At 60.6% G+C, this 16572-nt stretch carries 16 protein-coding genes; 3 read left to right on the top strand and 13 right to left on the bottom strand.

Annotated elements, in window-relative coordinates:
* Positions 1-65: 65 nt before the first annotated feature.
* From DEVEQU_RS00965 to DEVEQU_RS00940, 6 genes are all read right to left on the bottom strand, one after another.
* The gene (locus tag DEVEQU_RS00965) at positions 66-2081 is read right to left on the bottom strand and encodes a BCCT family transporter (RefSeq protein ID WP_126148685.1); all 2016 of its coding nucleotides are present in this window, start codon (positions 2079-2081) and stop codon (positions 66-68) included.
* Between the two features lie 85 nt (positions 2082-2166).
* Positions 2167-2634: a hypothetical protein gene (locus DEVEQU_RS00960; RefSeq protein WP_126148684.1), complete on the bottom strand. Its 468-nt coding sequence runs from the start codon at positions 2632-2634 to the stop codon at positions 2167-2169.
* On the bottom strand, positions 2631-3041 hold the full coding sequence (locus tag DEVEQU_RS00955) for a DUF421 domain-containing protein (RefSeq protein WP_329601436.1): 411 nt from the start codon (positions 3039-3041) through the stop codon (positions 2631-2633). The genes DEVEQU_RS00960 and DEVEQU_RS00955 overlap by 4 nt, the downstream gene beginning before the upstream one ends.
* A 106-nt stretch (positions 3042-3147) precedes the next feature.
* Positions 3148-3657, bottom strand: a complete 510-nt coding sequence (locus DEVEQU_RS00950; RefSeq protein ID WP_126148683.1) for a DUF305 domain-containing protein — start codon at positions 3655-3657, stop codon at positions 3148-3150.
* Positions 3658-4080: 423 nt separating this feature from the next.
* A complete protein-coding gene (locus tag DEVEQU_RS00945; RefSeq protein WP_164550191.1) occupies positions 4081-4554 on the bottom strand; it encodes an ureidoglycolate lyase in 474 nt (157 codons plus the stop codon).
* An 8-nt stretch (positions 4555-4562) separates the two neighbouring features.
* Positions 4563-5810 carry an aminotransferase class III-fold pyridoxal phosphate-dependent enzyme gene (locus DEVEQU_RS00940; RefSeq protein ID WP_126148681.1) on the bottom strand — a complete coding sequence of 416 codons (1248 nt, stop codon included), beginning with the start codon at positions 5808-5810 and terminating at the stop codon, positions 4563-4565.
* A 131-nt stretch (positions 5811-5941) separates the two neighbouring features.
* On the opposite strand from DEVEQU_RS00940, the gene DEVEQU_RS00935 reads away from it, so the two are divergent.
* On the top strand, positions 5942-6982 hold the full coding sequence (locus tag DEVEQU_RS00935) for an amidohydrolase family protein (RefSeq protein WP_126148680.1): 1041 nt from the start codon (positions 5942-5944) through the stop codon (positions 6980-6982).
* On the opposite strand, the gene DEVEQU_RS00930 is transcribed toward DEVEQU_RS00935, so the two are convergent.
* The 7 genes from DEVEQU_RS00930 to DEVEQU_RS00900 all read right to left on the bottom strand — a co-directional run bounded on the left by DEVEQU_RS00930 (position 6979) and on the right by DEVEQU_RS00900 (position 14560).
* Positions 6979-7902 (bottom strand): dihydrodipicolinate synthase family protein, encoded by a 924-nt coding sequence (locus DEVEQU_RS00930; protein WP_126148679.1) that lies wholly within the window; start codon positions 7900-7902, stop codon positions 6979-6981. The genes DEVEQU_RS00935 and DEVEQU_RS00930 overlap by 4 nt on opposite strands.
* A gap of 21 nt (positions 7903-7923) precedes the next feature.
* Complete coding sequence (locus DEVEQU_RS00925) at positions 7924-8964, bottom strand: ABC transporter ATP-binding protein (RefSeq protein WP_126148678.1); 1041 nt, start codon at positions 8962-8964, stop codon at positions 7924-7926.
* A complete protein-coding gene (locus tag DEVEQU_RS00920; RefSeq protein WP_126148677.1) occupies positions 8957-9967 on the bottom strand; it encodes an ABC transporter ATP-binding protein in 1011 nt (336 codons plus the stop codon). Before DEVEQU_RS00920 ends, DEVEQU_RS00925 begins: the two co-directional genes overlap by 8 nt.
* Positions 9968-9971: 4 nt before the next feature.
* The gene (locus DEVEQU_RS00915; protein WP_126148676.1) at positions 9972-10913 is read right to left on the bottom strand and encodes an ABC transporter permease; all 942 of its coding nucleotides are present in this window, start codon (positions 10911-10913) and stop codon (positions 9972-9974) included.
* A gap of 3 nt (positions 10914-10916) precedes the next feature.
* On the bottom strand, positions 10917-11879 hold the full coding sequence (locus tag DEVEQU_RS00910; RefSeq protein ID WP_126148675.1) for an ABC transporter permease: 963 nt from the start codon (positions 11877-11879) through the stop codon (positions 10917-10919).
* Positions 11880-11960: 81 nt separating this feature from the next.
* Positions 11961-13592, bottom strand: coding sequence for an ABC transporter substrate-binding protein (locus tag DEVEQU_RS00905; protein ID WP_126148674.1), 1632 nt, complete (start codon positions 13590-13592; stop codon positions 11961-11963).
* Between the two features lie 107 nt (positions 13593-13699).
* Positions 13700-14560: an FCD domain-containing protein gene (locus DEVEQU_RS00900; protein ID WP_126148673.1), complete on the bottom strand. Its 861-nt coding sequence runs from the start codon at positions 14558-14560 to the stop codon at positions 13700-13702.
* A gap of 218 nt (positions 14561-14778) precedes the next feature.
* Between DEVEQU_RS00900 and DEVEQU_RS00895 the strand changes: the two genes are divergently transcribed.
* Together DEVEQU_RS00895 and DEVEQU_RS00890 are read left to right on the top strand one after the other, a co-directional pair.
* The gene (locus DEVEQU_RS00895) at positions 14779-15786 is read left to right on the top strand and encodes a Gfo/Idh/MocA family protein (RefSeq protein WP_126148672.1); all 1008 of its coding nucleotides are present in this window, start codon (positions 14779-14781) and stop codon (positions 15784-15786) included.
* Positions 15787-15794: 8 nt separating this feature from the next.
* Positions 15795-16571, top strand: coding sequence for an SDR family NAD(P)-dependent oxidoreductase (locus DEVEQU_RS00890; RefSeq protein ID WP_126148671.1), 777 nt, complete (start codon positions 15795-15797; stop codon positions 16569-16571).
* Position 16572 lies beyond the last annotated feature (1 nt).

Genomic DNA, 16572 nt, shown 5'->3' with positions numbered 1-16572 from the left:
CACCATTCGATGCAGCGGGTGCTGATCAGACAGGATGAGGAACAACGGTTTGAGCCCAAGCATCTTCAAGATCCCTTGGCCTCACTGGAAGCTCGTGGCTCGTGCTCCGGAGCTGCATGCAACAACTGCGTGGCAGAAGAGTGGGTCAATTGCAGGTAGCGTTCGAATTGCGCCAGGACATCCGCAATGAGCTGGTCGCGATGCATGCCCATGACGTCGTAGCCGCTGCCACCGCTCGAGAAGTAAGTGCGGGCTTCGTATCGCAGCTCCGGCTCGCCTGCCGCCAGAGCGAAGTTGGCAACGGGGACCGACGTCAGAGCGACGCCATAGACGAAGTCGCGCACTCCTTCTGCAGGTGATCGGAGCGCCACATTGCCGGAGCCGGCTTTCTCTACGCTCGCCGGCCGACCTCGATTCGTAAGTTCGCGGGCCACTTGCTCCAGGGCCGGCGCGGCGTTGGCCTCGAGGAAGTGTTCGACGTCTCGCCGGTCAGGGGCATGCATAATTAACGCCAGACGACGCTGCCAGGTGAGGCCGGCCGCTGGGTGCGCGGCAGTTCCTCCAGCGGGAGCATTGGTCTGCGGATACTGCTGCGCCAGATCGGCCCGCATCCCGAGGTAGAGCGACCATACCAGTCCCAGCATGACAAAGGTGAAGGGCAAGGCGCTGGCAATGGTGGCCGATTGTAGCGCGCCAAGTCCACCCGCCAGAAGCAGCGCGGCAGCGACGACACCTTCCATCACGCACCAGAATACACGCTGGCCGGTGGTGGTCTCGGTCTCCCCGCCTGCTGCGATGGAGTCGACCACGAGGGAGCCGGAATCCGATGAGGTGATGAAGAAGATTGCCACCAAGAGAATGGCCAGCGTCGAGGTAATGCCGGAGAACGGCAGGTACTGGAAGAACTGAAACAGTCCGGTCGCCACGTCGGCGGCAATCGCCTGTCCAACTTCGCCGGCCGCTATTCCTGTGTCGATGAACATGGCCGTGTTGCCGAAGACAGTCATCCAGATGAAGGTGAAGCCCGCCGGGATGAACAGCACCGCCGTCACGAACTCCCGGACGGTGCGGCCGCGCGAGATGCGGGCAATGAACATTCCCACAAAGGGCGACCAGGAAATCCACCATGCCCAGTAGAACAGCGTCCAGGCGTCGATCCAGGGCGTCGGTTGATAGGCGTAGATGTTGAAGGTGCGTAGCACCAATGTGTCGAGATAGAGCCCCAGATTCTGTACCAGATCGCGGAACAGCTGCGCTGTCGGCCCGACGACCAGCACGAACAGCATAAGCAGGATTGCGACCACGAGGTTGGTCTCGGAGAGGATGCGAACGCCGCGATCGAGGCCGGTCGCCACGGATATGGTCGCGAGGGCCGTAACCAAGGCGATTAGCGGCAGCTGGACGATGGGTCCAACTGGAAAGTCTAGAAGGTAGGAAAGCCCTGCATTGATCTGCGATACTCCCACGCCCAGCGAGGTCGCTATGCCGAACATTGTCCCGACAATGGCGAAGATGTCGACGGCGTGTCCGATGGGGCCGTTGATCCGTTCCTTGAGCAGCGGGTAAAGGCCGGACCGTATGGTCAGCGGCAGATTGTACCGATACCCGAAATAGGCGAGCGACAGTCCGACCACGGCATAGATAGCCCAGGCGTGGATGCCCCAGTGGAAGAAGGTGACGGTCATCGCCTCACGCATGGCGGCGACCGAGCGGGGCTCGGCGGTCGGTGGCGCCATGAAGTGGGTCATGGGTTCGCCGACGGCATAGAACATGAGGCCGATGCCCATGCCGGCGGCAAAGAGCATGGCGATCCAGGAGGTGAATTTGAAGTCGGGCGTCGCGTCGTCAGGCCCGAGCTTCAGCCGCCCGTAGCGGCCAAAGCACAGGAGCAGGACCGTCACCAGAAAGATCCCGACGGCCAATAGGTAGAACCAGCCGAACCCCTGCAGTATATTAGTCTGGATCGCACCGAAGATATCGCCGGCCTGATTGGGCAGCAGCACCCCGACCGCAACGAAAGCGCCGATCACAAGGAGCGCGCCGAAGAAGACGGGCTTGTTGATGATGAATGGCTTGAACATTATGCCGACCAGTTCCGCAATGTGGGAGCCTAGGGCAAAGCCTGCGGGGACACGTGTGGTTCCCTCGTCAAGACCATCCGTCGTCCTAGCCCCATATGCGCAAGGCGAAGGGCAGCAGGAAGAAGAGGATCCACGCGCCAATGAAGATCATCGGAGCACGGCTGGAGAATCTGCTGCCGGCGTGCTGACGCAGTTCCAGCCGCTTGCGGCTCTGCTCATCGGTTGCGAGGGTGAAGGCGCGCAGAGCGGGCTCTTCATTGATCAAGTGATTTTCGCGGCGGCGCCAATGGCTGATCGCTTCCTGCGCCGCGGCAATGCCCGGTCGTGCTTCTAGCACCAGCGCGATACCCAGGATCGCAAAGAGTGGCGGCAGTGTTATCGTGAAGAGGCCATTCCAGTTGCCGTATCCGGCGCTGAGCGAAGATCCATAGGCGATCACCAAAAACGACTGTGAGGAGATGAGCGCGTTAAGACGGCTATTGAGCAGGTTGATCTCCGCCCGAATCTCGCCGCAGACATGGTCGAGCTCGTTGGTCGATGCGTGCTGTGTCATGGCGCGGCTCGATCGGCACGCAATGCTGCGCTGATGGTCCCATCGCTCTCGAGAACCAGATATTTGACGCTCTCGATATCCTGACCGCCTGCAGATCGCACGGCGCTTAAGGCTTCCTCTTGAGTAATGCGCTCGCGTTTCATGGCTTCGTCGCAAAATGCCCCGTCATGCGCCAAAAGCGTCGGCTCCGACCGAACAGCCTTGGCAAAGCCACGCGAACGCACAGAGATGAACGTGACGAGAAATTGCATAAAGATCAGCAGCCCGAGCGCTACGGCCCCTTCCGCCAAAGCGATCGACTCCTGGAGGAGAATGGCTGATAGGGTGGAACCGAGCGCGACGGTCACGACGAGGTCAAAGGCGTTGAGCTTTGCCAGCGTGCGCTTGCCCGAAATTCTCACGAACAGAACCAGCGTGACTTAAGCAAGAATGCCGACAAGGATGGTGCGGAATATGCCCGACCAGTTCTGAAACAGCATGCTCTGCCAATCCATGGCGATGCTCCTTGAGAATTCAGTCCTTGCCGGCAACCGCTTCAGGTTTCAAGGGTGGCAGGTCGGGTGCGGTTGCAGGCGTCGGGTTCGCTTCCAACTCCGCGATCAGCCGCTTCATCTGCGCAATTTCGCGCACCTGCGCTTCGATGATACCATCGGCCAGCTCCCGCACCCTTGGATCACGAATATGAGCTTGTGTGCTGGTGAGAACGGCAATCGAGTGATGCGGTAACATCGCCCGCATGTAGTCGATATCGGCCACCGTTTCCTGGCTCCGCACCAGCCATAGCGATGCGCCGAACACGGCAACGGCGCCAGCGAGGATCGCGACGTTTGCCACTCTGTTCTTATACATGCCCCACATGAACAGCAGCATGATGAATGCCATCACAGCCCCCATCAGCAATGCCATCCACATACGGGTCTGACTGAACATCACGTGCTCGAACGCGTAGGTGTTCAGGTACATGAGACCGAACATGATTATGGTGGACGTCGCGACCATTGCTCCGAAGCGAACATAGCTCATGGCGATCTCCCTTCCGTCGGCCAACGACCGCAGAGGGATATGGTTCAGTGTCGAATGCAGGGTATGTTGGTCTGTCGCCAAGAGCAGCTTCGAAAGGTAACTGGTGGCTGCTTTGTCCCCTAGTTGAGATACTACGAGCGGCAGCTTCCGGGGAAGAGAAACGTGGGCACGAATGACCGGGTTGGGGTCGGGAACTGCTGGGCCGAAGCGCGCCCCATTCCAGTCATTGGTCGAACCTGCGCGGCCGCCCGGAAGCGGACACGGGGAGACGATCACCCCCCAAATGTGACACTCTTTCGACTGCGATCACGACATCTCGAGATATGTCGCCAAGTTGCGGCGATAACACGCGCAGGCGGCAATCCGCTATACTACCATCAAGCGGTAGCAATTCATGTCGCGAAGCAGCTGGAGGAACAAGTCCTAAAACTCCACCCCAACTGCTTCATCGAGGTGCCAAAGCACCCCATCCTCGGCGCTCTCAGCCTTCCACATGATCATGCCGAACTGCGCCGGTTGATCGAGAACCGTCAGCCCCGCGTGCCACACATCCTGCCCGATGCATATTGCATCCTCAGGCCCGGCGACAAAGGCTAGCGCCCCACCCAAATCCGGCTCGCCATTGGCGGTCTTGGGCGCTACGAGAATGAGCCAGCGCCCAGCCTTGATCGGCAAAAAACTCTGTGTCGAATGCGGATGTCGCTCGAGCGCCGCAACACGCACCGCCCCATCCACCGGCTGCGGACACAGAATCGTAAAGGCATGCGCCCCTGGAACGTCGCCCTTTTCCATCACCTCTGGAAAAGCTCGCGCCTTGCCATCTGCGGCCTGAAGCACGGTTGCATAAGGAGCGAGCGCCGCGGCATCAACCGGCCGTGCCTTGAGAACGAGAGTCATGACAGGTCCTAATTGAGACGTTTGAAACCGGCGTGGCAGATCGGGCCACGCAAAAGCGAACTGACATCCCGCCCTGCTTCGCATTTGGCAATGAGGGCAAAGATGGGGTCGAGAGCGTCGAAATAGCCATCGACGATATCGGGAGTGTGGGCGAGGCAGGTATAGACGCTGGTGGCAGCCAGGTAACCCCTCTCAAGCATTTCCTGGCTGATCAGCGTCTTGTAGGCGGCGGCATTCGCCCCCTTGAACGCAAACCCGGTCAGGGCCGGTAGACCGGCTGTTGAGATTTCAATCCCATGCTTTGCCGCCAACTCCCGCCAGCGCTGGGTGATATCCACGCCGATCCCGGTAATGACCTCCCAGGACTGGGTTTGCTCCATGACATCGAGCGTCGCCAGTGCGGCCGCAGAGCCGATCCGCTCGGTCCAGAAGGTCGAGCTGATAAAGCTGTTCTGCGCTGCTTCCATCACCGCGCGCCGACCGATAACGGCGGTCACCGCATAGCCATTGCCCAGCGCCTTGCCAAACACCGCCATGTCGGGGTCGACGCCATAAAGCGTGTGCAGACCGCCAAAACTCTGGCGAAAGCCTGAGGTGCATTCGTCGAAAATCAGCACGATGCCATGCGCCGTAGCCAGCTCCCGCACCTTCCGCAGGAAATCTGGCGACGGATCAAAGGTGCGCGCCACCTCCATCATGATCACGCCGATCTTCCCGGTCGCGATCAATGCCTCGAGCGCGGCAATGTCATTGAAGCCAAACGGAAACACCGTGCCGCGCAAGTTCCGCGGCACCCCTTGCGGGTCGAGCCCCGGCAGGAGATGCCCGGCCAGGCTATCGTCCTCGCCGAGATTGGATGCCAGATACCAGTCGTGCCAGCCGTGATAGCCGCAAATGGCCACGCCATCCCGGCCTGAGGCCGCGCGGGCAATCCGGATGGCCACCGCATTGGCCTCGCCGCCGGTGCGCGCAAAGCGCGCCATCTCGGCCCAAGGGTGCATCGCCACCAACCGCTCTGCCAATTCCACCTCTTCAGGCGCATTGAGCGTCGACATATTGCCCTGTGCCACGGTCGCGACCACCGCCGCATCGACGCGCTCGTCCCCATAGCCGAGCGTATTGGCGCCGACGCCCATGATCGTCATGTCGATCAATTCGCGCCCGTCGAGGTCCCAGACGCGGCACCCCTTGGCCTTGCTGAAATAGGCCGGCCACTGCTCCGGCAGGAACATTTCCGGCCGCTTTGACAAAAGCATATTGCCGCCCGGTATCAACCGTTTGGCCTTTTTCCAGAGTTCCTGACCCGCCCCCACGAAATCCTCCCTTGCGCTTTGGTTATATTGTTATCAGTGTAACATGATAGTTCAAGACAAAAGGGAGCGTCGCCATGTACGATTTCACACCCACCGATCTCGACAAGCGCATCTGGGCGGAGGAACTGGAGAACTTCGTGCCGGGCCGCGTCTTCGACGTGCATACCCACATCTACCGCTGGGCCTTCAACCTCAATCCCGACAAGGAAACCGGCCCCTACGCTCCCAGCATTGGCCGCTACTTTCCCGAAGTGACGACCAAACTGGCCGACGAAATCGACGCCGCGCTCCTACCAGGTCGACAGGTCGAACGCCTGGCATTCCCCTTCCCTTTTGCCGGCCAGTGCGATTTCGACGCCTCGAACATCTATGTCGCTGCGGAAGCCGCCAGGAGCGTGGATTCCGCAGCCCTGATGCTGGTCCATCCCGGCATGAGCGAGGCCGAAATCCTTGCCACCCTCAGGCGCACCGGCGCCATTGGCCTCAAACCCTATTTGGTCTACGCCACTAACGCCGACCGCGCCGAAGCCTCGATCACCGACTTCCTGCCCGAGCATCAAATCGCCCTCGCCGACCGCCTCGGCCTTATCGTCATGATGCATCTCTCCAAGCGCCGGGCCATTTCCGACCCCGACAACATCTCGGACATGGTGCGTCTCAGCGAAAAATATCCGCGCGTGCGCTGGATCCTCGCCCATTGCGCGCGCTCCTATTCCGCCTGGGCCATCGAGAAAGCCGCTGCGAGCCTGCGCGGCCTGCCCAATGTCTGGTACGACACCTCCACCGTCTGCGAAGCCGATGCGCTCGATGCGCTTTACAATGGCGTCGGCGTCGACCGCGTCATGTATGGCAGCGACGATATGATCGGCCCAATGCGCGGCAAATACATCGCCTTCGGCTTTGCCTGGGCCTTCCTGTCCGAAACCAACCACCAGCTCTCGCTCGGCCATTGCGACGGTCGGATGACCTATATCCGCTATGAACAATTGCGCGCCATGAAGCGCGGTGCCCGCCAGTTGGGCCTCAGCACCGCACAGCGCGAAGCCCTCTTCCACGACACGGCGCGAAGCCTTGTGGATGCGGCGCGAACCGAAGTCCGCGCCGCCCTCAGCTAGATGGCGTCGAGGAAGTTGACGCCGGTAAGGCCGCGTTCCGCCTTGAAGGCACGGAATTCGGCCTTGAGGCTTTCTTCCTCGGCGGCGCTGTAGAAATTGCCGAAGGGTTTGCGGCAATAGCCGGCATCGGCGCCCTGCCAGGCCATGCTGCGCTTGATGGCGGCGATGGGGTTGCGCGGCAGGGTGAAGAAGATGACGGCATTGCCCACTTCCTGCAGCGCCTTGGCCTCGGCCATGTCGCCCGCCTTAACCGCCGCATAGAGCGCCAGGTAAATCTCGGGAATGGTATTGTAGAAACTGCCGATGATCCCGTCGGCGCCAAAGGCGAGGCCGGACATGGCCATCTCGTCGGCACCAGAATAAATGACGAAGTCGCTGCCGATCTCGGCCTTGACGCGCATGATGTCGTGATGGGTGGGCGCAGTATACTTGATGCCTTCGACGCCCGGGATCTCGGCCAGCCGCTTGATCATGTCGAAGCCGAACAAGCCTGCCAGCGGCACGTTATAGGCGCACATCGGCAGGCCGGTAGAAGCCGTGATATCGGTATAGTAGGAGACGACCTGGTCCTGCGAAAAGCCCCAATAGAAGGGCGGCACCGAGGACAGGGCATCGGCGCCCACCTTTTCGGCGTGCCGGGCGAGGTCGATAGACAGATGCGTGCTGATCGCGCCGATATGGGCGATGACCGGCACCCGGCCCTTGACCTCATCGGTCACCACCTCGAGCACCCGCTTGCGCTCCTCGGGTGACATCATGAAGGCTTCGCCGGTGCTGCCGGTCACATAGAGCCCGTCGACGCCCCGGCCGATGAGAAAATCGACGATGGCGCGCATGCGCCCCTCGTCAAAATTCTCATTCTCGTCGAATGGCGTGACGAGGGCGGGCAGCACGCCCGTAATCTTGGAAAGTGCGGACAATTCCGTCTCCAGGTTGGAAGGTCAGGCCGAAAGCGCGACAGGCTCCTGCGTCGCTTCCGGCAAATCGATGAGGTGACAGGCGGCAAAATGCTCATGCCCATCGGTTTCATAGCGCTTGAGCGGCGGCACCACGGACTTGCAAACGTCCTTGGCGTAGCGGCAGCGCGGATGGAATGGACAGCCCGAGGGCGGATTGACCGGGCTGGGCACGTCTCCCTGCAACACGATGCGCTCGGATTTCTTGTCGAGGTCAGCCACCGGAATGGCCGAGAGCAGGGCTTCGGTATAGGGGTGGAGATTCTTGGCAAACAGGTCCTCGGAGCGGCACAGCTCCACCACCTTGCCCAGATACATCACCGCCACCCTGTCACAGATATATTCGGTGACCGAGAGGTCGTGGGTGATGAAGATATAGGTCAGCTTACGCTCGTCCTTGAGCTTCATCAGCAGTTGCAGAACCTGCGCCTGGATCGACACGTCGAGCGCCGATACCGCCTCGTCGCAGACGATCAGTTCGGGATCGATGCTCAGCGCCCGGGCAATGCCGATGCGCTGCCGCTGCCCGCCGGAAAATTCATGCGGATAGCGATCCATATATTCGCGCCGCATGTTTACCGCTTCGAGCAGATCACCGATGATTTTCCGGCGCTCTTCCCTTGATTTAACGCCATACTTCTTCAGCGGATCTTCCAGCGATCCGAAAATCGTAAAAGCAGGATTGAGCGAGGAATGGGGGTCCTGAAACACGATCTGCAGGCGTTTGCGGAACGGCACCAAACCGTCATTGTCGAGCTTGCTGAGATCGGCCTCTTCATTGTCAGGCGAGCGATAGACGATCTCACCTTCGGTCGAGCGCACCAGCTGTAAAATGGTTTTGCCCAGCGTGGTCTTGCCACAGCCACTCTCGCCTACGAGCCCCAGCACTTCCCCGCGATAGACGTCGATATCGACGCCGTCGACAGCCCGTACATGGCCCACCGTTCGTTTGAACACGCCTGCCTTGACCGGAAAATGCGCCTTCACCCCGCGCAGGCGCAGGATAACATCCTTGTTCTCAGCCATTGGGGACCAGCTCCTTGTAGCGCCAGCACATGACCCGATGGGTCGGCGTGATATGGGTTTCCTCGGGCATGGTCTGACACTGCGCCACCGCGAAATCGCAGCGGTCGGCAAACTGGCAGCCCTTGGGGCGGTTGAGTGGATCGGGCGTCGAGCCGCGAATGGCCTTGATGTCCTGGTTCTTGCCCTTGCCGAGCACCGGCACCGAGGCGAGCAGCGCCTTGGTATAAGGATGGGTCGGCTGACGCAGAACCTCGTCCACCGTCCCGGCCTCGACGATATTGCCCATATACATCACGGCCACATCGTCAGCGAGTTCGGCCACCACCCCCATATCGTGGGTGATCAGCATGATACCGGTGCCATGTTCGCGCTTGAGCTTGTCCATCAGCTCAAAGATCTGCGCCTGGATGGTCACGTCGAGCGCCGTCGTCGGCTCGTCGGCAATCAGCACCTTTGGGTTGCAGGCCATGGCCATGGCGATCATGGCGCGCTGCCGCATGCCGCCCGAATAGCGGTGCGGAAAGTCGTTGACCCGCTTTTCCGGCAGGGCGATGCCCATTTCCTTAAGCAGCGAGATCGCTTTGTCATGCGCCGCTCGGCCCACCATCCTCATATGATATTTGAGGCTTTCCTTGATCTGGAAACCCACCGAATAGACCGGGTTGAGCGCCGTCATCGGGTCCTGGAAGATCATGGCGATCTCGGCCCCGCGAATGCGCCGCATGTGCCGCCCATTCTTTTCGAGCGCATGGAGCGGAATATCGCCGCGGTCAGCGTGATAGATGATCTCGCCCTGCTCGATCCGCGACAGCGTCGGCAGGAGTTGCATGATCGAGGCGGCGGTCACGGATTTCCCGCAGCCGCTCTCCCCCACGATGCATAGCGTCTTGCCCTTCTTGATATCGAAGGACACGCCGTTGAGCGCCTTGTTGCAGCGGTTGTTCGTATAGAAGAACGTCTTGAGATCGCGCACGCTGATGGCGATGTCTTGTGTGGTGCTCATCGCCTCACCCCTGCTGGCTCGGATCGGTCGCATCGCGCAAACCATCGCCTATGAAATTGACGCTGAGGACGAAGAGCGAGATCACCGTGCCCACCGGCAGCCAGATCCACCAATTGTTCTGCAGCACGCGAATATCCTGCGCCACGTTGAGAATGTTGCCCCAGGTGGGAATGGAAAGCGGCACGCCAAGCCCGAGGAAGCTCAACCCCGCTTCCTGAAGAATAAAGGCCGCAGTCGAGAGCGTGATATTGACCATGATCGGCCCAAGGGCATTGGGCAGCATGTGCTTGTAGGCGATCAGCGGCCGGCTGAGCCCGAAACTGCGCAGCGCCAGAACATATTCTTCCTCGCGCAGGCTCAGCATCCGCGCTCGGGCCATGCGGTAGATGCCGCCCCAGCCGGTCAGCGTGAAAATCAGCATCAGGTTGACCAGCGACTGGCCCATGATCGAGACCAGCATGAGCACAAGGATGATCTGCGGAAACGACATGAAGATTTCCGAGACGCGCATGGCAAGCGCATCGAGCCACCCGCCGACATAGCCGGTATAGACGCCGATCAGCACGCCAATGATCGCAGCCAGAATGGCGCTGCCAAGGCCCACCAGAATGGAAATCCGGCCGCCATAGAGCACACGGGCAAAGAGATCGCGTCCTGTCCGGTCCGTACCGAACCAGTGCTCCCAACTCGGCGCCTGCAACATGCCACGCAAATCGATCTTGTTGGGATCGTAGGGGGTCAACAGCGGCGCGAAGACCGAAGCCAGGATAATGATGGCAAAGACGATAAGGCCGAAGAGTGCCAGGCGGTTGTTGAGGAATTTCTTGACGGCGCGCGAACCGCCACCGGACTTGGCCAGACCTGCTTCTTCACGGGAACGAATGCGGTCGAACTGCGCGTCGAGCCGGGTGCGGCGGCGGGTGGTCGGATAGTTGGGACCTGACATGGACTATTCTCCCAGCCGCACGCGCGGATCGATCACCGCGGTCAGAATATCGACGATGAGGCTGGCGATGAGCACCGCCATGACCGAGAGCAGTGCGATGGTCATCACCACCGGATAGTCCTGCGAACGGACGGCGGAGATGAATTCATTGCCGATACCCGGCCACTGAAAGACCTGCTCGATGATCACCGACCCACCGATCAGCACTGGCAGGCGGAAGCCGATCAAAACCACGACCGGGGTCAGCGCCACGCGAAACCCATGCAGCAGGTTGACCCGCCATTCCGGCAGCCCCTTGGAGCGGGCAGTCTTGATGAAATCGCGGCTCAAGGCATCGAGCATGGACGAGCGTGCATAGCGCATGACGCCCGCCGTGAGCATGATCGAGAGCACCATGGCCGGCATCACCATATGCGGCAGCCGGTCCCAAAGCGTCACATGGCCGGGCATGGAACGCCCACCGACCGGAAACCACCCCAGGTTCAGCGCAAAAATGGAAATGGCGACGAGGCCGAAGAAGAATTCGGGGATCGACACGCCCAGCATGCCGACCACCGTCAGCGCGCTATCGGTCTTGCTGCCGCGCTTGAGGGCGCTGACGACGCCCAGAAGACTGCCGACGACGGTGGAAAAGACCAGCGCCACGGCAGCCAGCTCCAGTGTCGCCGGAAGGCGCGTTGCGATGATGTTGGAAATGGGCACTCCGCCACTCATCGAGTAGCCGAAATTGCCCTGCAAGAGATTGGTGAACCACGCCCAGAACCGCACATAAAACGGCTGCCCAAGCCCCAGCGATTGACGCAGGGCTTCGAGCTGGGCCGGATTCATGCTGCCCGCGGCATCGGGATTGATCATGTGGGAGACAGCGTCTCCCGGCGTGAGTTCAAGTCCCAGATAGACCAGGAAGCAGATGACAAAAGCCATCGGGATCAGGATCAGGACGCGCCTGATGATGTAGGTCAGCATGGTGTCTGGCCAATCCCCGTCGATAAATGGAAAAGAGCCACAGGGGCATCGGCGTCACTGCCAATGCCCCCGCAGTTGGGGTCAGTTCGTCGGATGCGGGAACTGGTTGATCCAGAGCATGCGGGTATAGGGAATGTCGATCGGGTGGACATGCATGTAGTCGAGGGCTTCGAGACCCGGCACGTCGCCTGCCGCCTTTGTATAGCCGAAGTCCGCCTTGCGGGCCTGGGCATTGACCAAGAGGTTACCGTCATTATCGCTCGAGGGACGGGCGATGATCTGTTCGATCTTCGGCGCGCCCTTGTGGTAGCTCTCGAAGGGGACCAGCGTGGTGTAGTCGTTCATCACCACTTCATCGATCTTGAACGGGCCCGAGCCGATCGGCTTTTGCCAGAACGGCGCCTGCTGCAGCGTCACCGGGTCCACACCCTCGAAATACTTGGCCGGAAGCGGCGCGAACTGGCTGAAGGTCAGCAGCACATTGGGATCGATCGTGCTGAACTTGATGGTGACCGTGTTGCCCTCTGCCGAGACGCCGGCCAGCGTTTCCGCCTCGCCCTTGATGAAGGCATCGGCGCCCTCGATCTTGTTCAAGGTGGTCTTGACCACCGGATGGGTGACGGGGAACTTGGCTGCGGCACCGATCGACCACACGACATCCGCTGCCGTGATCGGCTCGCCGTCATGCCAGGTCAGCCCATCCTTGAGGGTGAAGCTGAAGGTCAGGCCATCTTCGCTGATCTCATAGCTATCGGCCATTTCGCCGCCGATAGGGGTCAGCGCGCCATCGGCTTCGAGCACGGTGTCGAAGGCGAACTTGTTGGCCACCCAGATACCCAGGTTCTGCCATGGCACTTCGAAAAACTGCGCCGGGCCGGCATTGGTATAGAGCACAGCCTTGCCCGAGGCATCGGGATCGATCGTCCAGTTCTCGACGCCCCAGTTATAGTTGTACTGCTCGTTGCCATAAGGCGCGTCGTTGCGGTGCAGGCGGTCGCTCTCATAGGTGTAGAGCTGCTGGTAGTAGAGCGGGATCTGGTACACATTCTCATTGATGATGTGTTCCATCTCGAAGTAGCCCTCGCGCTGCACCTCGGGATCGGTCGTGCCGTTCACCTTGGCGACGAGCTCGTTCATCCGCGGAATATTCGGGATCATCGGCTTGAGGCCATAGGCGTAGCGGTTGAAATATTCCTGCAATGCCAGCGCGGCGCGGGCGCCGTAGAGCATGTCCCAGGTCACCTTGGACGGTCCGTTCACCGGATCATCCGGGACCACGGAAATCTGTGAAGCGACATCGCCTTCGACGAGGCGATAGTTCATGGTGATGCCGACATCGGCGAGATAGGCCTGGAGCGCGGCCATCAGGTCAGCAGTGGCCTGGTCGGTATAGTAATAGACCATGTCGAGCTCGCGGCTCGAATCCCAGCCTGCTTCGGCCAACAGCGCACGCGCCTTGTCCGGGTCGTAGTCGTAGCGGATGAGGTCGGTGGGCTTGTTCGGGCCATCGGGCAGCATGCCGACGGCGCGAACCGCCTGACCTTCGAAGATGGTCTCGATGATGGTGTCCATGTCGATGGCATAGGCAATCGCCTTGCGCACGCGCGGGTCGGACAATGGATTTTCGTTGATCGGCTGCGCGAGGGCATGACCGATGGCGGTTGTCGACATCAGCGCGGCGAGGCCGACGGCGATGAGCTTCTTGAATTGCATTTGCGTTCCCCTGTTATGAAACTTGTTCAATGGGTCCGGGCCGAATCCCCACTCGGTGACGCCGGACGGTTGCGGTCTCCACACCGCGTGTAGTCAGTCGTTCTGGCTCAAACCTCCGGGCTCTGATTGCTGTCCTCGAGTGGGGTCAGCACGTGATTGACGTAGATCGCGTAATTACGCGTCAGGTGTTTGGTGAGGATGGTCACGGCGGCCTCCGCGTCATGCGCGATGATGGCCTGGACCACGCCCTTGTGTTCGTCATTGCTGCGCCGGTTGTGGCTCACGACATCCTTCGGCCCCGGCCGCGACATCATCAGCCCGCCCACGAACGCATCGTGCAGCGCCACGAAGATCGGATTGCCCGGCACCTCGGCCAGCGCCCGATGAAACTCGACATCGGCGATGCGGAAAGCCGGCAGATCGTCGAGGGCTTTATCTCCCCGCTCGATGGCGGCAACCATCTTGCCGATCTGCGCCGCCGTTGCCGATTGGGCGGCATAGCGGGCAAGACCTGTTTCGAGAAAGAGCCGGGCCTGTTCCATATGCGCGCCGCCCTCGGTGCCGCGGAAAAACAGCTGGGACGCCGCAGAAATGCTGCCCAGGAGCTGCGTCAGAGTTGGATAGGCGACCCGAGGCCGATATCCCTTGCGCAGTTCCACCAGCCGCATGGCCTCGAGCCGCTTCACCGCCTCCCGGATCGTCGTCCGGCCAACCCCGAAGCGATCGCAAAGATCGCGTTCGGATGGGAGCATCGCCCCCGCACCCAGAATTCCGCCATGCACTTCCTCCGCCAGCATGCTGGCGATCTCCGCCGCCCCCAAAGCCACCGTGTCCTCCTCTTGATCGCGCACTACACGCAACCACGATCCAGAATTTGGTGTCAAATTTTCCATTTTTGGTCGACCAAACTGACTAAGGACACTGAAAGAACTGGTTTTTAGCGCTTCAGGAGAGGCTGATTTCGACATAATCGGCGGATCTCCTGAAAATCTGTTTCGCAAAATTGCCTATTCAGCGCTCAATGCGAAAGATTATTCTATCTTTCTTGACCTTCGGAGCCCAACGCCCTTGTTTGGCCCCGAAAACCGTTATTGACACCTTAAGCTATCTCATTAACATAACAACATAGTTTTTCGAGGTGTCAAGCGGCATTCATCATTGCGCTTGGTTGAGGGACAGGGACGGGATGAAGAGGGTTCTGATTATCGGGAGCGGCGGCATCGGCCGTCGGCACCTGCGCGGCTATGCGGCAACGGGGCGCGCCAGCCTCTCCATTGTCGAGCCTCATGCAGAAAGACGTGCGGAGGCCGAGGCGATGTTCGCTCTTGCGGGCAGCTATGCCGATCTCGATGAGGCCGACCTCTCGTCCTTCGATCTTGCCGTCATCTGCGCCCCGGCCCATCTGCATGTCCCGCTCATGCTCAAATGTGCTGCGGCAAAGCTCGCCTTCATGGTCGAAAAGCCGCTCGCCGTGACCATGGAAGGTGTCGATGCGGCGCTCGAGGCTGTCGAAAAAGCCGGGATCCTGGCCAGGGTTGGCTATATCCGCCGCATCGCCCCGGAAGTGCTGGCGGTCCGCCAACAGATCCATGACGGAAAAATCGGGGCGCTAAAGCTCGCCTACGTCAATTCCTCGCAGGAATTTCCAAAATACCGCCCCGACTTCCAGCGCACCTACTATGCCCGCCCGGAGATGGGCGGTGGCGCCATTCTCGATGCCGCCAGCCACACCTTCGATATGCTGGTCTGGCTCATGGGCCGGCCCGTTGCCGTTGGCGCCATGTATGATCGGCTGGTTCTGGAAGGCACGGACACCGAGGATACCTGCCTCGTGAACATCTGTTTTGCGAACGGCGCCATGGCCAATGTGACCATCAACCAGTTCCAGAAACCCAATATAAGTCAGGCCTCCTTCATCGGTACGGAAGGCAATCTCTTCCTCGAACACTCCGTCCTCAGTTTTGCCGACGACGACAGTGGCCACTGGAAAGATCGCCACGACTATATGGACGGGCTGGTGCCGACCGAGGCCCATCAGGCCCGCTTCACCCTCCAGGCCAATGCCATGCTCGATGCGCTGGACGGCAAACCCTGCCATCTCGCAACGCTTGGCGAAGCCCGCCAGAACCTCCAGATCGCTCTTGCCGCCAAGAAATCCTGGCAGGACCGCATCATTGTCTCGATCAACGACTGAGGCTGAACATGTTTTCTCTTGATGGCCGCAGTGTGCTCGTCACCGGCGGCGCCGGATATCTCGGCACCCCCGTCTGCCTGCTGCTGAAGGCACAGGGTGCCAATGTCATCATCGCCGACCGCGATATGGACCGGCTCGAAATCGCACGCACCACCATCGCCGCGGCGCCCGGAACCGGCGGTGTCGCCACCCTGCCCCTCGACATGTCCGATGAGGCCTCGATCCTCGCCTGCGTCGATGGAGCGGCAAAGGCTTTCGGCAATTTGTCCGGCCTCATCGCCGCCACCGCCTTCAATTCCGGCAAGGCCTTCGATGACCTCGACGCCGAAACGTTCGATCTCGCCAACCGCGTCAACCTGACCGGCACCTTCCTCCTTGCCCGCGCCGCGGCCGACAAAATGCCATCCGGCGGCGCTGTGGTGCTCTATTCCTCCATGTATGGCGTCGTTTCGCCCGACCCGAAAAACTATCCCGGCAAGATGACCCCAAACGCCATCGAATATGGTGTCGGCAAAGCCGGGCTCAACCAGATGGTCCGTTACATGGCCGGGCATTACGGGCCGAAGAATATCCGCTTCAATGCACTCTTTCCCGGCCCCTTCCCGCATGCGGCGGTTCAGCAGTCCCATCCCGATTTCATCGCCAATCTCGAAGCCGAGACCATGCTGGGCCGCATCGGCCGCCAGCATGAAACCGCCGGCGCCGCAGTCTTCCTCGTTTCCGATGCCGCCTCCTACATTACCGGCCAGGTGCTGGGCGTAGATGGCGGCTGGACCGCCTGGTGAG

Origin of the sequence: Devosia equisanguinis, assembly GCF_900631955.1 — a bacterium.
Lineage (GTDB): Bacteria > Pseudomonadota > Alphaproteobacteria > Rhizobiales > Devosiaceae > Devosia > Devosia equisanguinis.
The sequence above is the reverse complement of the archived record's forward strand: the minus strand, read 5'-3'. Positions and strand labels throughout refer to the sequence as shown.

Coding starts and splice junctions, on each gene's coding strand:
- DEVEQU_RS00965 (WP_126148685.1), bottom strand. CDS start 2,081: ATGTTCAAGCCATTCATCATCAACAAGCCCGTCTTCTTCGGCGCGCTC.
- DEVEQU_RS00960 (WP_126148684.1), bottom strand. CDS start 2,634: ATGACACAGCACGCATCGACCAACGAGCTCGACCATGTCTGCGGCGAG.
- DEVEQU_RS00950 (WP_126148683.1), bottom strand. CDS start 3,657: ATGAGCTATGTTCGCTTCGGAGCAATGGTCGCGACGTCCACCATAATC.
- DEVEQU_RS00945 (WP_164550191.1), bottom strand. CDS start 4,554: ATGACTCTCGTTCTCAAGGCACGGCCGGTTGATGCCGCGGCGCTCGCT.
- DEVEQU_RS00940 (WP_126148681.1), bottom strand. CDS start 5,810: ATGCTTTTGTCAAAGCGGCCGGAAATGTTCCTGCCGGAGCAGTGGCCG.
- DEVEQU_RS00935 (WP_126148680.1), top strand. CDS start 5,942: ATGTACGATTTCACACCCACCGATCTCGACAAGCGCATCTGGGCGGAG.
- DEVEQU_RS00925 (WP_126148678.1), bottom strand. CDS start 8,964: ATGGCTGAGAACAAGGATGTTATCCTGCGCCTGCGCGGGGTGAAGGCG.
- DEVEQU_RS00920 (WP_126148677.1), bottom strand. CDS start 9,967: ATGAGCACCACACAAGACATCGCCATCAGCGTGCGCGATCTCAAGACG.
- DEVEQU_RS00915 (WP_126148676.1), bottom strand. CDS start 10,913: ATGTCAGGTCCCAACTATCCGACCACCCGCCGCCGCACCCGGCTCGAC.
- DEVEQU_RS00910 (WP_126148675.1), bottom strand. CDS start 11,879: ATGCTGACCTACATCATCAGGCGCGTCCTGATCCTGATCCCGATGGCT.
- DEVEQU_RS00905 (WP_126148674.1), bottom strand. CDS start 13,592: ATGCAATTCAAGAAGCTCATCGCCGTCGGCCTCGCCGCGCTGATGTCG.
- DEVEQU_RS00900 (WP_126148673.1), bottom strand. CDS start 14,560: ATGTCGAAATCAGCCTCTCCTGAAGCGCTAAAAACCAGTTCTTTCAGT.
- DEVEQU_RS00895 (WP_126148672.1), top strand. CDS start 14,779: ATGAAGAGGGTTCTGATTATCGGGAGCGGCGGCATCGGCCGTCGGCAC.
- DEVEQU_RS00890 (WP_126148671.1), top strand. CDS start 15,795: ATGTTTTCTCTTGATGGCCGCAGTGTGCTCGTCACCGGCGGCGCCGGA.